Genomic DNA, 14570 nt, shown 5'->3' on the forward strand with positions numbered 1-14570 from the left:
AAGAAACGTTATATAAGCTGTCGTTTATAAATTATCGACGCGCGTAACGAGAGCATTCAAACGAGTTGTGAGAGTCGTTATTTCATCTTGTAACGTAGTGAGTTCAGTATCAAAAGCAGTAATCTGTGCGTTAACTGCTGCAGTAGCTGTTGTTGTAAAAGCATCAAACTGCGCTTTATTAACTGCATCCGTTGGCATTGTGGCTGGTGCGACATGAATAATGCGTCGTTCACTACCCGTTGAACCAACTGAAACAGTATCATCGACCAATTCTGCATCAGCACCCAAGGCAACACCACCATTGCTAGCAGCGCTCAATCTTAAAACTGCTTTGCCGGCATCTACATCAGTAATAGAAAATATACTGATATTATCAGTATCGTTAGAAACTCCCATGAGCCAGTCATTTGTTGGGAATGATGCAGAAGTACTAGTATCCTGAAAACGGATTTGTGGGTTAGTTGCTTTGAGTCTGATGGTGTCAAAATCAAATTCTTCATTTTCGATACATTCAGCGCCTACACAAAGACTACTTTGCACTATTAGGTCATCTGAAATGACTTGATCGGCTTGGATAGGTAACCCAAATGACAATGGAACAAGCACTAGCGTACTTAGAAATTTTGATTTAATTTTCATTATTATCTTCTCTTTATCTCGCAAAAAAATTTATAGTTTGATTCTCTTTCCTTTCACTATAAACAGCTGGCTCATATTGAAATCATCTGTATTTTTATTTTTATTAATAAGTAAGTATGAGCTTTAAATATAGATATAGCACAAAAGCTATATAAAAACTGTTATTTATCTATTGCATGTAAATTAATAAAAATAGAGTAATACTGAATATACAGATAAGAATAATTTAAAAAGAATGACTTAAACTGATAGTTAATAAACTACTTAGAAACGATAGAGAAACAAGCGTAATACTATTTAGATTTAAATTACCCATAAAAAAAGCCACCTCCCCTCTTACAGGCACTTTTTAAAAAGTACCTGTAAGTGGGGAGGTGGCTTAAATTAAGCTGAACTGGTTATTTACTTGATTCGATACTCAGCAGAACGCGCATGAGCCGTTAAGCCTTCGCCATGAGCCAATGTCGAAGCGATCTTACCCAACTCGGATGCACCATCGGCAGAACAACCAATCAGTGAAGAGCGCTTCTGGAAATCATAAACCCCTAACGGTGATGAGAAACGAGCAGTTCTTGATGTTGGCAGTACATGATTCGGACCAGCGCAGTAATCACCTAAGGCTTCAGCCGTGTAACGACCCATAAAGATCGCACCAGCGTGTTTAATGCGCTTAGCCACTTCTTCTGCATTATCGACAGAAAGCTCTAAATGCTCAGGAGCAATATAGTTCGCTATCTCGATTGCATCATCCATATCTTTCGCCTGAATAACCGCACCACGGCCTTGTAATGACGCCTTGATGATATCGGCTCGTGGCATCTCTTCAATCAACTTGTCGATGCTTTGCATAACGCTTTCGATGAAATCCGCATCCGGTGAAACCAGAATAGATTGTGCATCTTCGTCATGTTCCGCTTGCGAGAATAAATCCATCGCAATCCAGTCTGGATCTGTCTTGCCGTCACAAACCACTAAAATCTCAGATGGACCTGCGATCATATCGATACCCACGGTGCCAAATACCATGCGTTTTGCTGTCGCCACATAGATATTACCCGGGCCAACGATTTTATCAACCTGCGGTACAGTTTCGGTACCATACGCCAATGCAGCAACTGCCTGAGCACCACCAATCGAGAATACACGATCGACATTGGATATCGCAGCAGCAGCAAATACTAATTCGTTTACTTCATCATCAGGCGTCGGTACAACCATGATTAACTCAGGTACACCCGCAACCTTTGCAGGTATCGCATTCATCAATACTGATGAAGGATAAGCGGCTTTACCACCGGGTACATAGAGACCCACTTTGTCTAACGCAGTAACTTGCTGACCTAGCACCGTACCATCTTCTTCGGTGTAGCTCCATGAATCCATGGTTTGGTGTTCAGCATAGCTTTTGATGCGGGCTGCTGCTTTTTCTAAAGCCGTTCTTTGCTCTGCGGTAATATTTTCAAGTGCTTCCTGTAAGCGAGATTGTGGAATCTCTAACTCTGCAAATGAGGTTGCCTGCATGCGATCAAATTTATTGGTGTATTCAATGACTGCTTTATCACCATTAGATTTAACATCGGCCAAGATTCCGTTAACCGTTTCGATAACACTATGATCAGACTCACTATCCCATGCCAGACGCTTATCAAGCTTCTTCCAGAAATCAGTTTCGTTTGTGTTTAATCGTTGGATATCCATAATATTTCTTCTGTTTTATACGTTTCAGTATGTATTTTTACTGACTCAAGCTACGACGCTTTGCAACAGCTTCTGCTAACTCACGCAATACTGCTTCAGTCGTATCCCAATTAATACAAGCATCTGTGATGCTTTGTCCATAGGTTAGATCGTCGAGGTTTTTGCCTTCGCCGTTCTGATTACCTTCAACCAAATGACTTTCGATCATCACACCGCAGATTCCATGCTCTCCACGAGCAATTTGTCCGGCGATATTATGCGCAACCTTTGGCTGATTATTGAAGTCTTTATTGCTGTTAGCATGACTAAAATCAACCATGAGTTTTTTGCTCAGACCCGCTTTCTCTAGTTGGCCTAGTGCTTCTGAGACACTCACCTCATCATAGTTCGGACGGCGACCGCCACGTAAAATGATATGACAATCATCATTACCTTTTGTGGTAAAAATCGCTGAATGCCCTGCTTTAGTCAAAGACATGAAGTGATGCGAATGCGAAGCTGATTTAATTGCATTAATAGCAATATCTAGATTACCGTAAGTGCCATTCTTGAAACCGATTGGACAAGACATACCAGACGCTAATTCACGATGACCCTGTGATTCTGTAGTACGTGCACCGATAGCGCCCCATGAAATCAAATCCGCCACATATTGTGGTGAGATTAAATCCAGGTATTCTGTCGCAGTTGGCATACCCTGCTCTGCTAGATCTTTTAATAAACTACGCGCAACACGTAAGCCTTTATTGATATTAAATTTACCTGTTAAGTCAGGATCATTGATCAAACCTTTCCAACCGACACTGGTACGAGGCTTCTCAAAATAAACGCGCATCACAATGTGCAAATCATCGCTTAATTCTTCACGCATTTTTGCCAGGCGTGCAGCATATTCCAACGCTGCTTTAGGGTCATGTATAGAACATGGACCAACCACTACCAGAACACGATCATCTTTATCATGCAAAATATCATGAGTCATATTACGCGCGGTAAAGACTGTTTCTGCTGCTTTATCTGACAGAGGATAATCCTCTAATAATGTCGCCGGAGAATGTACTTCTGTTTCGCCCATAATACGTAAATCGTCTGTTTGGTATTTAGTTTCTGTACTCATAGTGATAGTTTCGCTTAAGTAATTTGTATGTGTGTGGTTCTGTATTCTTTGTGTATTGTTTCTGTTTCACTTGTCTTTAATTCAACGAATAATTTAACGGATATTTCAACGAAAAATTTGCTAACGCGTTTAATTAACCGCTTGTTTCAACTGATCAAGCAAAGTGCTTAATCTTTGGTGTTTGGTTTTCATCGATGCTGTATTAACAACGATTCTAGAACTGATATCAGCCATGTGCTCCAACGGCACTAAACCATTCGCTTTTAAGGTATTACCAGTATCAACAACATCCACGATAATATCTGCAAGACCAACGATCGGAGCGAGCTCCATAGAACCGTAAAGTTTGATCAACTCAATTTGACGACCTTGTTCAGCAAAATAATTACGTGTGCAATTCACAAATTTAGTAGCTACTTTTAATTGACCTTCAGGTAACGGTTTATCTGCAAAACCTGCCGTCATTAATTTACAACGCGCGATTTTTAAGTCGAGCATTTCGTATAATCCTTCACCACCGTGTTCCATTAACACGTCTTTGCCTGTAACACCTAAATCAGCGGCACCGTATTGTACATATACTGGTACATCGGTAGCTCTGATAATGACTAACTTCACATCATCATGATTGGTATCCAGAATCAGCTTACGGCTTGTTTCCGGGTCATCCAGTGCTTGTATACCAGCGGCTTCTAAAAGAGGCATAGTCTCTTTAAAAATACGGCCTTTGGATAGTGCTATTGTTAAGGTTTCTTTCATGAGATGAATTATATCTATCTAAATTTAAATAAAGGTTACTAACTTCGCTTGATCTTGGCGCCGATCTTGGTCAACTTTTCTTCAATCTTTTCATAACCACGATCCGTATGATAAATACGATCAACGATGGTTATGCCTTTAGCCGCCAAACCTGCAAGAATTAAACAGGCAGATGCACGAAGGTCAGTAGCCATTACCGGAGCGCCTCTTAATGAAGGCATGCCTGCAACTATTGCCGTATTTCCTTCAAGGCGAATATTTGCCCCCATACGCATAAGCTCTGCAACGTGCATCATTCGGTTTTCGAAGATGGTTTCTACTACCACTCCAATTCCTTCTGATACACAATTCATTGCCATGAACTGTGCTTGCATATCGGTAGGAAATGCCGGATGTGGTTCAGTTCGAATGTCTACAGCTTTTAATTTGCGGCCGCGCATGTCTAATTCAACCCAGTCTTTTCCGACTTCGACACTTGCGCCACATTCTCTAAACTTTTGTAAAACAGCATCCAGTGTTTCAGGCGCTGCATTAACACATCTAACTTTGCCACCAGTAATGGCTGCAGCTGCCAGATAAGTACCTGTTTCAATTCTATCTGGCAGTACCGAATACTCGATACCTTTTAATTTCTTTACGCCTGTTACTGTAATAGTATTTGTGCCAGCGCCAGATATTTTAGCGCCCATGGCGATCAAACAATTGGCGAGATCTACAACTTCTGGCTCACGAGCTGCATTTTCAAGAATAGTCGTACCTTCTGCGAATACTGCAGCCATCAACAAGTTTTCAGTACCTGTTACGGTAACGGCTTCCATCACAATGGTTGCGCCTGTTAGCTTATCCGCTTTAGCACGGATGAAACCTTCATCGACAGTGATCTCAACACCCATAGCCTCTAAACCAGTCAAATGGATATTGACCGGACGACTTCCGATGGCACAACCACCTGGGAGAGATACTTCAGCGTAACCGTATTTAGCAACGAGTGGTCCAAGTACCAAAATAGAAGCTCGCATGGTTCTGACGAGTTCATAAGGAGCAACCTGGTTTTTAATCGTAGACGTATCAGTGGTGATATTATTGTCTTTGTCGATATTGACCGTGACGCCCATACCTTCAAGCAAAGATGCCAATGTAGCAACATCCTTTAGACGCGGAACATTTCGAATTGTCATCTTGCCATCGGCTAATAATGCAGCTGCCTGTAAAGGCAAAACAGCATTCTTTGCACCTGAGATTACAACTTCACCTTCTAACGGTGTACCACCTTCAATCTGGAAAACCTGCATGAACGTATCAGCCCTAAAACCAAAAGGGTGCATAATAACGAATTATGTACATTAAATGCACCTTTAATACGTGATTAATGCGTTAAAATCCGTTATTAAATAGAGGTAATTTAAATTCTGAGTATTGTAGGGAACTGTTTTGGCGAAATGCCAGGAGATATTCTATTGAAGTAGTTTTTCCAAACGGTAAGTTTCGACCAATGATTTGGCCTGATCTGGGAGATTTGTCAGTGAAAACTGCTTATTATTCTGATCACAGGTTCTTTTCCATTCGACTAACAAGGCTATACCCGCGCTATCAATACGTGTCACTTCCGAGCAGTCAAAATTAAAACTTGTTGCTTCATTTTTAAACTGGCTTTTCATTAAGCGCATACTTTTTTCTAGTAATGAAGAAGCACTTGAATAAACAAGTGCTCCTGTAATTTTGAAACCATTATCGCTGCTTACTATTTCTGATACTTTTTCTGATACTTTTTCTGATGATTTGGTATCTATAGATCGATTATTTTGACTATTCATAGCTCGTTTATTTTTTCGTATTCAGAAAATAATAACTAAAATGATTTTTAGCTACCGCTTTTTTCGATTCTAGCAATAAGTGATTCTAAACCTTTAGTACTGGCTTCACGTGTAAAGTTTGTACGGAAATTAGTGATTAAATTAATACCCGCAATTTCTACATTATACGCTTTCCAGATACCATCCACTTTACGTACGCTGTAATCAGCCTTAATTGGAGCAGCTCCTTTAGGCGTTACCACGGTACGCACAAGCACGTAACCAGGTTTACTATTTGGCACAGAGTTTACACCCTTAATAGCGGCACCTTTGTATTTAAGCATCGACTTGGCATAGCTCTTTACTAGCATTTCACGAAACGCATTTATAAAACGCTGACGTTGTTGTGGTGTTGCCGTTCTCCAGTGTTGACCAAGCGTTAACTTAGACATCGCTTCGAAATCGATTAAAGGTAAAATTTCTGTTCTTACCATCGCATTCAGCGCATTGATATCACGGCTGTATTGTGCGTCGTTGACTTCGAGCAAATGAACAATTTTACTTGTTACATCAACCACTTTTTTCTCAGCCACATCAACATCATTCGCCCATACTGAGGTCGTGAAAGTGACAAGCATTAGCAACATTGTTATTTTCTTGGTTTGTGCCATAACTTGCTTAGCGATTACATTAATCATTAAATTTTTCCTATTTATATTCGGTACTTATTAGTTTCTATACAGAGACTAAAGTTCACCAATTATTCTTTAGTTACAAAAAGTTACATTAATTGACATTTATTTCGTTGTCAGACTAACCAGAACTTTTCCAATTATTTCTTCCAATACTACGGCTGATTGTGTCAATTGGATCACACTGCCTTCTTTTAATGATACTTCTTCAGCACCAGGCTCTAAGGAAACGTATTGCTCACCAAGTAAACCAGCGGTGTAAATACTCGCCTGTGTGTCTTCTGGCAAGTAGTCGTATTGCGGATCAATCGCCATAACTACTGTCGCTCTAAATGATTTTTTATCGTAAAAGATTTCTGTCACACGACCTACGGTAACGCCAGATAAAGTGACTTTTGCTTTGGTTTGTAACCCACCAACATTGCCAAACTTTGCGGAGACATTAAACCCCTTTTCGGCACTGAAACTGGATAAGTTACTAACATTCATTGCCAATGCAAAAAGCGCCAGAATGCCTAGTACAAACAAAGCACCTACTGTTATTTCAGCTGTTCTTGAAGAACCCATAATAAAACCTATCAATAATTATTTTTTTAAAAATTCGAAAACATTAGCGCTGTTAAAACAAAATCTAACGCTAATACTGCTAAAGCTGAATAAACCACGGAGTTTGTCGTCGCTTTACTCACACCTTCCGATGTAGGCATCGCATTATACCCCTGGAAGACCGCAATCCATGTCACTACGAATGCAAATACAACACTCTTAATAATTCCATTCACAATATCGTGTCTAAATTCTACCTTATGCTGCATCTGTGACCAGAACGATCCTTCATCAACACCTAGCCAAACGCTACCCACGAGATAACCCGAATAGATACCGACCGCCATAAAGATAATCGTTAAGATCGGTAAGGTAACCAAACCCGCAAAAAAACGTGGGGCTATAATTCTTCTCACCGGATCAACCGCCATCATTTCCATGCTGGCAAGCTGTTCAGTGGCTTTCATTAAACCAATCTCGGCGGTCAATGCTGACCCTGCTCGTCCTGAGAACAACAAGGCACTCAACACTGGGCCTAATTCACGAATTAGAGATAAAGATACTAATAATCCCAGTGACTCTTCCGCACCAAAATCTACCAGGGTAATGTAACCCAATAAACTCATTACCATCCCTACAAAAATCGCAGAAAATATAATGATGAGCATCGACAGTACACCAACCGAATAAAGCTCACGTATAAATACTTTAGGTCTGAGCAATACGTCTTTTAAACCCAGTAACACATTAAACAGAAATATCGTGGCGCGTCCAAGACTGGAAACCGTATTGATAATATGAGCGCCAAATCTTTGCAATAAATCTAACATTAGGAGTCTCCTCCCAATAAATCTTTTGTGTAATCACCCGCTGGGTAATGAAATGGCATCGGACCATCAGGTTTACCATTTACAAACTGTTGTACAAATTCAGAATCAGAGTTCATTAATTCATCAGGAGAACCGGCAGCTACTACTTTTCCTTCAGACAAAATACAAACATGATCTGCGATAGAGAAGGTCTCACCAATATCATGCGAGACAATCACGCTGGTAAGGCCGAGGGATTCGTTTAGCTCTTTAATCAACGTTACAATCGTACCAAGGGTAACAGGGTCAAGTCCGGTAAATGGTTCGTCATACATCATAAGCAATGGATCTAATACAATTGCTCTTGCCAAAGCCACACGACGTTTCATGCCACCTGATAGCTCTGAAGGCATTAAATCTCTAGCGCCTCGTAGACCTACAAGCTCGAGTTTCATCAAAACCAAATCACGTATCATCGATTCAGTGAAATCATAGTGTTCTCGAATCGGGAATGCGATGTTTTCAAAAACACTCAAATCGGTAAGTAAGGCACCAGATTGAAACAACATACCCATGCGTCTACGAGCTTTATAAAGCTGCTCTCTATTAAGCTCAGGGATTTCTTGACCAGCTACTTCGACATTACCGCTACCTGGACGTAACTGACCGCCAATCAAACGCAACAAGGTAGTTTTACCTGTGCCACTTGGTCCCATGATGGCAGTAATTTTGCCTTCTGGAATTTCCAGACTGACACCCGAATATATTTCACGGCTTGGGTTCCATGAAAAATGAACATCTCGAATGCTGACTAACGAATCTGACACAGTATATTGCCTGTTTTGACTATTTAAATAGTAGTGTTTACGTAAAACAAAAAGCCATATAAACAACTATTTATATGGCGATATCAATTTTTTCGTGAATGATACGGATATTTATCATTTTTTACCAGACAGCGTGTAATAAATATGACATTAGGCATTGAAACCATTCATTTAATACACCCCCCTACTTATAGCGACTTTTTTAAAGTACTTAAGCTCTATTCATCAAAATCTCTTTTACACCTGGCTTATTTTCAAAGATTTCTTCTTCGGTCAATCCCTGTAATTCATGCGGAAAAACGAGCCATTCTTCTGTTTCATACAAAAAATAGTCAGGAACGCGGTCGGTTTTATTGTTATTGGGCTTATACCAGGGTGTGGCAATACGTATGTCTTTAGGTGTATTACGTCTGGATTTTTTATCTAAGGTATCCACAATCGCCTGAATGCTGCTGCCTGAATCAAATACATCATCGACAAGCAATAACTGATCTTCGTAGTTGATGTTTTTAATGATGTAATCGAGACCATGCACTCTGACCTTTTTTTTCTGCTTACCAATTCCATAATAAGAAGATGTGCGGATCGCGATGTGATCAGATGGAGAACCTAAATACTCAAGCACTTCTTGAACGGCTATCCCTACTGGTGTTCCACCTCGCCAAACACCTACAATAAAATCGGGTCTGAAACCGCTATCAAAAATTTTGGCACCCAGTTTATAAGAATCCAATAAAAGTTCATCGGCGGAAATGTAATATTTACTCATGGAATTGCGGCTCGTTTAAGGCATTTGATGTTACGACAAACACGTTGTCATAGTAATTCAGGAACAAAATAGCTTAGAAAAAAGCGAATAATAAGATAAGAAAGACCAAATAGCGATTTTTAGACTGTGATATTACATAAAGAGCCAGACAGAAGGAGTTCGACTCTTTGTTTAAGGACTAAATATGAGTTGAGATGTAATAAATCACCTGCAAACATACTAAAGCATAAATACCGGCCACAATATCATCGATCATGATACCCAAACCACCTTCAACTTTTTTATCCAGAATGGATATCGGCCAAGGCTTCCAGATATCGAACAGGCGAAACAAGGCGAAACCAATGACAATCCACAACCATCCTGCGGGTGCTGCAATCATCGTCACAAAGAACCCTGCAAACTCATCCCAGACAATACCCGAGTGATCATGCACTCCCAGTAATGCAGACGATTTATCACAAATCCAGACACCAACAACACATACAACCGCCAAAATCGCCAAGTAGATGGGAAGCGATTGAGTTTGTAGTAACAAATAAAGGGGAATCGCCATTAAAGTACCAAACGTTCCTGGTGCAAAAGGCGCTAAACCACTACCAAAACCAAACGCTAAAAAATGCACAGGATTTGTCATCACTTTGCGGTTTAAAGCAGGTATTTTGGGATTTTTACTGGTCATGTACTGGTTATTGCTTCCTGTTAATTTCTCGTATCGCTGTTTATTTTGACTAAGAACCGTCATTCACATCGTCATTAAAATGATTGTATCCATTGCCACGTAGATTAAAGCCTTGTGGATCTAGAATAACACTACTCTCTTGCTTTTCATCGACAGAATTGGAAGTGATTTCTCCAATCATGGTTACACGGGTTGTTATTTTTTCACTGACTGCCTGCATAAAAGTTTCGCATTTATCGACGGGAACAGTAAACAGTAGCTCATAGTCATCGCCACCATTTAATGCATAGTGGATGGCTGTATCTTGCGGCATTTTTTGCAGACTTTCTGACAGTGGTAATTGTTTTGGATCTAAAACAGCAGACACTTTGGATTTTTTTAAAATATGCCCCAAGTCTTGCAATAAGCCATCTGAAACATCAATACATGAGGTTGCATATTCCTTAATGATTTCACTTTCTTTGAGTCGCGCCGTCGGATAATTCAATCTTGCTTCACAAATGGTTTTATCTTCGCTCGACAAGATCAGATTATCGCTATCTAAGACGCCTTGAATTGAAGCTAGACCCACAGCCGCATCTCCAGGTGTTCCTGTGACAAATATTTTGTCATCTGCCTGCGCACCACTGCGAAGTAAGGATTGATTATTTTCTATCGTACCCATGACTTGAATACTGATTGCGAGAGGACCACGGGTAGTGTCGCCACCCACCAGACTCACAGAATGTTGATTGGCTATTTTTTTTAACCCCGAGCTAAATCCCTTTAGCCATACATGATCTGTACCTGGAAGTGTTAAAGCCAGGGTAAACCATTTTGCTTTGGCACCCATCGCCGCTAAATCACTTAAATTGACCGCAAGTGCTTTATGACCAATTGCTTCTGGTGATGTTTGTTCGGGAAAATGAACACCCGATATGAGTGTATCTATAGAGGTAACTAATTGATGATTGTGTTCTAACTGAAGGACTGCCGCATCATCGCCGATACCGATTTTCACACCGTTATCTTCTACATTAGAGTTGTCACTGAAACTACCCTCTTCGCTGGCAAAATCTGATTCATTATCCCAGCGAAAATAGGTTTCAATTAGATCGAACTCACCCAAGGATTAGTTTTCCTGTTGGCGAAGTTTGTTTCCCAGCTTATCCAAAACACCATTGATAAATTTATGTGCCTGATCTGCACCAAACTTTTTGGTTAAGTTTACAGACTCGTTAACTACCACTTTATAAGGTACTTCTGGCTGATTAAGCAATTCACACGTTGCTATACGTAAAGCTGCTTTTTCTATCTGGTCGAGGTGATCTGCTTCCCTATCAAGGAAAGGACTGAACTCGCCATCCAGTTTCTCACTGTTTTCCATGGTGTATTGCACCAGAGACTGGAAATACGCCATATCTGCTTTGCGCATATCTTTTGATAGATCTTTATCTTCCTGCAAACCCAGATAAATATCTTCATACGAATTCTGAGTCATCTGCCATTGATAAACAGCGATTAGGGCTAATTTCCGTGCTACACGACGCTCAGAAATATATTGGTTTTTCTTATCAACAGGCATTATTACGACTTCATTTATTATTTAAAAGAACATATCAAAGTAAATTAGAGACTACCTTGATTACAACAGAAACATTGTAACGCACATTGTACAGAACATTGTTTACTGTATTAACTAGCCACTCTGATTGTTAAACATTCAAGAGTAACTAGCCTTTCATAAGTTTGATTTGCAGTTATTTAAACTTCTTCAGTAAAGAAGTCATTTCGATAGCAGTAACTGCGGCTTCTGCACCTTTATTACCTGCTTTGGTACCCGCACGCTCGATGGCTTGCTCGATAGAATCAGTGGTTAAAATACCATTGATAATCGGTAAACCTGTATCCAGTGCGATTGTTGCTAAACCTTTTGCTGACGCATCAGCCACAATATCGAAATGAGGTGTACTGCCTCGAATGACCGCACCTAAAGCAATCACTGATTCGTATTTTGCGCTGTTCGCCATTGCCTGAACCATTACTGGCAATTCGAATGCACCCGGCACGCGAACGATTTCAATATCTTTGTCTGCAACACCGTGGCGTTGTAAGGTATCAACTGCACCTTCGACCAGACTTTCTACGATAAACGAGTTAAAGCGTGCAACGGCAATACCAAACTTAGCTTTCCCAGGGTTGAAGTCACCGGCAAACTCTTTAATTGAACTCATATTTTTGATCCTATACTTTTATCTTATTCATTCCCTACTTCGTGCAGACTTATAATAACCTAAAAAAAGTGCCTATAAGTAGGGGGGTGTGTTTTGTTTTAGAGCGTATTCTAGCAGTTATAATAAATCTGCTTTACTCAGATACATACTCAACGATTTCTAGGCCAAATCCAGCCAGACCATGGAAATGCTTAGGCGCGCTCATTACGCGCATTTTTGTCACGCCCACATCACTTAAGATCTGTGCGCCAATACCAAAGGTTTTTAATGCGGTAGGCGATGATTCATCGTATTCAGCTTGTTGCTCATGATTGATATCGATTTCTCTTAGACGATCAAGGAAGCTCTCTGACCCCGTACCACGAAGCACAACGATTACTCCCTGCTCTTCACGTTCCATAATTTGCATCACATCGCGTAACGGCCATGAACAGCCTTCTTCCTGAAGTGAGAGCATATCGCATAAGGTATCTTCTACATGTACACGCACCAATACTGGTTCATCTTCTTTGACTTCACCTTTTACCAAGGCAAGATGTGAACGTTGGCTTGCTTCATCCTGATACCCAATAACTTTGAACTTTCCAAACTCTGTATTCAATTCTGCTTCGTGCTTACGTACGATGGTTTTTTCATTCTGCACGCGGTAACGAATGAGTTCTTCGATGGTGCCAATTTTTATATTATGCTTTTCTGAAATTTTAAAAAGATCATCGCGGCGCGCCATGCTACCGTCTTCATTCAAAATCTCAACAATGGCAGCTGCAGGTTCCAGACCGGCTAATCTCGCCAGATCAACACCGGCTTCAGTATGACCCGCGCGCGTTAACACACCGCCGGGTTGTGCCATTAATGGAAAAATATGACCAGGTTGCACAATACTCTTACTGGTAGCATCAGGTGCTACTGCTGCACGAATTGTTAAGGCACGATCGTAAGCTGATATACCGGTAGTAACGCCTTCAGCCGCTTCAATAGATACGGTAAAGTTGGTGCTGAATTCTTCATTATTTTCAGCAACCATCAACGGAAGTGCCAACTGCTTACAACGCTCTGCGGTAATAGGCATGCAGACTAAACCACGCCCATAAGTGGCGAAAAAGTTGATATCTTCCGTTCTAACTTTAGAAGCAGCCATTAAGAAGTCACCTTCGTTTTCACGATCTTCATCGTCAACGATAATGACCATTTTGCCTTCGGCAAGGTCTTCTATTATTTCTTCTATGCTATTAAAATTCATATAATTAACTTCGCGCTACAAAACCGTTTTCGGCTAAATATTCTTCTGTAATAGTTGATCCTTTTGCACTTCCTTCATTCAGCGCGCCGCCTTGTAACAAACGCTCTAAATAACGGGCAATAACATCAACTTCTAAATTAATTTTGGTGCCTGCTTGATAATCACTGATAACAGTTTCTTGCAAGGTATGTGGGACGATATTGATTTCAAAATAAACACCATCAACACGGTTCACAGTAAGGCTAACGCCATCAATGGTAATTGATCCTTTGGCGGCAATATAACGTGCCAGATCATCGGGAGCTTTGATACGAAAATGCTCAGAACGACCATCATTTCGTCGAGATTCAACTTCGCCCAGACCATCCACATGCCCACTAACCAGATGGCCACCCAAACGGGTATTCAGGGTTAATGCCTTTTCCAGATTAACTGGAGAACCTTTTGATAAACCACCCAATGAAGTCAGTGAAAGTGTCTCTCTAGAGACATCCGCCGTAAAACTATTTTCAGTCATAGCAACTGCTGTTAAACACACACCGTTGACGGCAATACTATCGCCTAACTCAACGTCGCCCATATCCAGCTTTCCGGTGTTTACAACCAGAGACACATCGCCGCCCTTAGGCTGAAGATCTGAAATAGTACCGATTGATTGAATAATGCCTGTAAACATGAGTTTATTTTTACTTCCTAAGAATGATTTCTTATGATTTAAAAAGGTTAAAAATCGCGTCAAAATGCGAGGGTGAAGTATTATCACCTAGCTAGATTAAGATAGAAAGC

At 40.6% G+C, this 14570-nt stretch carries 17 protein-coding genes; all 17 read right to left on the reverse strand.

The window, feature by feature from the left end; translation table 11 throughout:
* Positions 1 to 24: 24 nt before the first annotated feature.
* Positions 25 to 639, reverse strand: coding sequence for a hypothetical protein (locus EV695_RS08065; protein WP_131905431.1), 615 nt, complete (start codon positions 637 to 639; stop codon positions 25 to 27).
* A gap of 402 nt (positions 640 to 1041) precedes the next feature.
* On the reverse strand, positions 1042 to 2340 hold the full coding sequence (gene hisD / locus EV695_RS08070; RefSeq protein ID WP_131905432.1) for a histidinol dehydrogenase: 1299 nt from the start codon (positions 2338 to 2340) through the stop codon (positions 1042 to 1044).
* Positions 2341 to 2374: 34 nt separating this feature from the next.
* On the reverse strand, positions 2375 to 3454 hold the full coding sequence (locus tag EV695_RS08075) for a 3-deoxy-7-phosphoheptulonate synthase (RefSeq protein WP_131905433.1): 1080 nt from the start codon (positions 3452 to 3454) through the stop codon (positions 2375 to 2377).
* A 129-nt stretch (positions 3455 to 3583) separates the two neighbouring features.
* Entirely contained in the window at positions 3584 to 4213 is a 630-nt protein-coding gene (gene hisG, locus EV695_RS08080; RefSeq protein ID WP_131905434.1) for an ATP phosphoribosyltransferase, read from the reverse strand.
* A 38-nt stretch (positions 4214 to 4251) separates the two neighbouring features.
* Positions 4252 to 5505 (reverse strand): UDP-N-acetylglucosamine 1-carboxyvinyltransferase, encoded by a 1254-nt coding sequence (gene murA / locus EV695_RS08085; RefSeq protein WP_131905435.1) that lies wholly within the window; start codon positions 5503 to 5505, stop codon positions 4252 to 4254.
* Positions 5506 to 5667: 162 nt separating this feature from the next.
* A complete protein-coding gene (locus EV695_RS08090) occupies positions 5668 to 6027 on the reverse strand; it encodes an STAS domain-containing protein (RefSeq protein WP_131905436.1) in 360 nt (119 codons plus the stop codon).
* Between the two features lie 47 nt (positions 6028 to 6074).
* A complete protein-coding gene (locus EV695_RS08095) occupies positions 6075 to 6704 on the reverse strand; it encodes an MlaC/ttg2D family ABC transporter substrate-binding protein (RefSeq protein ID WP_131905437.1) in 630 nt (209 codons plus the stop codon).
* Between the two features lie 99 nt (positions 6705 to 6803).
* A complete protein-coding gene (gene mlaD / locus EV695_RS08100) occupies positions 6804 to 7265 on the reverse strand; it encodes an outer membrane lipid asymmetry maintenance protein MlaD (protein ID WP_131905438.1) in 462 nt (153 codons plus the stop codon).
* A 26-nt stretch (positions 7266 to 7291) separates the two neighbouring features.
* Positions 7292 to 8074 (reverse strand): lipid asymmetry maintenance ABC transporter permease subunit MlaE, encoded by a 783-nt coding sequence (gene mlaE, locus EV695_RS08105; protein WP_131905439.1) that lies wholly within the window; start codon positions 8072 to 8074, stop codon positions 7292 to 7294.
* Positions 8074 to 8880, reverse strand: a complete 807-nt coding sequence (locus EV695_RS08110) for an ABC transporter ATP-binding protein (protein WP_243651536.1) — start codon at positions 8878 to 8880, stop codon at positions 8074 to 8076. The genes mlaE and EV695_RS08110 overlap by 1 nt, the downstream gene beginning before the upstream one ends.
* A 211-nt stretch (positions 8881 to 9091) precedes the next feature.
* Complete coding sequence (locus EV695_RS08115; protein ID WP_131905440.1) at positions 9092 to 9649, reverse strand: phosphoribosyltransferase; 558 nt, start codon at positions 9647 to 9649, stop codon at positions 9092 to 9094.
* Positions 9650 to 9827: 178 nt separating this feature from the next.
* Positions 9828 to 10394 carry a phosphatidylglycerophosphatase A family protein gene (locus tag EV695_RS08120; RefSeq protein ID WP_341539029.1) on the reverse strand — a complete coding sequence of 189 codons (567 nt, stop codon included), beginning with the start codon at positions 10392 to 10394 and terminating at the stop codon, positions 9828 to 9830.
* On the reverse strand, positions 10381 to 11439 hold the full coding sequence (gene thiL, locus EV695_RS08125; RefSeq protein WP_207907011.1) for a thiamine-phosphate kinase: 1059 nt from the start codon (positions 11437 to 11439) through the stop codon (positions 10381 to 10383). The genes EV695_RS08120 and thiL overlap by 14 nt, the downstream gene beginning before the upstream one ends.
* 3 nt (positions 11440 to 11442) lie before the next feature.
* On the reverse strand, positions 11443 to 11895 hold the full coding sequence (gene nusB, locus EV695_RS08130) for a transcription antitermination factor NusB (RefSeq protein ID WP_131905441.1): 453 nt from the start codon (positions 11893 to 11895) through the stop codon (positions 11443 to 11445).
* 175 nt (positions 11896 to 12070) lie between these two features.
* A complete protein-coding gene (gene ribH / locus EV695_RS08135) occupies positions 12071 to 12544 on the reverse strand; it encodes a 6,7-dimethyl-8-ribityllumazine synthase (RefSeq protein WP_131905442.1) in 474 nt (157 codons plus the stop codon).
* Positions 12545 to 12677: 133 nt separating this feature from the next.
* A complete protein-coding gene (gene ribBA / locus EV695_RS08140; RefSeq protein ID WP_131905443.1) occupies positions 12678 to 13784 on the reverse strand; it encodes a bifunctional 3,4-dihydroxy-2-butanone-4-phosphate synthase/GTP cyclohydrolase II in 1107 nt (368 codons plus the stop codon).
* Between the two features lie 4 nt (positions 13785 to 13788).
* Positions 13789 to 14460, reverse strand: a complete 672-nt coding sequence (locus EV695_RS08145) for a riboflavin synthase (RefSeq protein ID WP_131905444.1) — start codon at positions 14458 to 14460, stop codon at positions 13789 to 13791.
* Positions 14461 to 14570: the final 110 nt, after the last annotated feature.

Source organism: Cocleimonas flava, from assembly GCF_004339015.1.
Classification (GTDB): domain Bacteria; phylum Pseudomonadota; class Gammaproteobacteria; order Thiotrichales; family Thiotrichaceae; genus Cocleimonas; species Cocleimonas flava.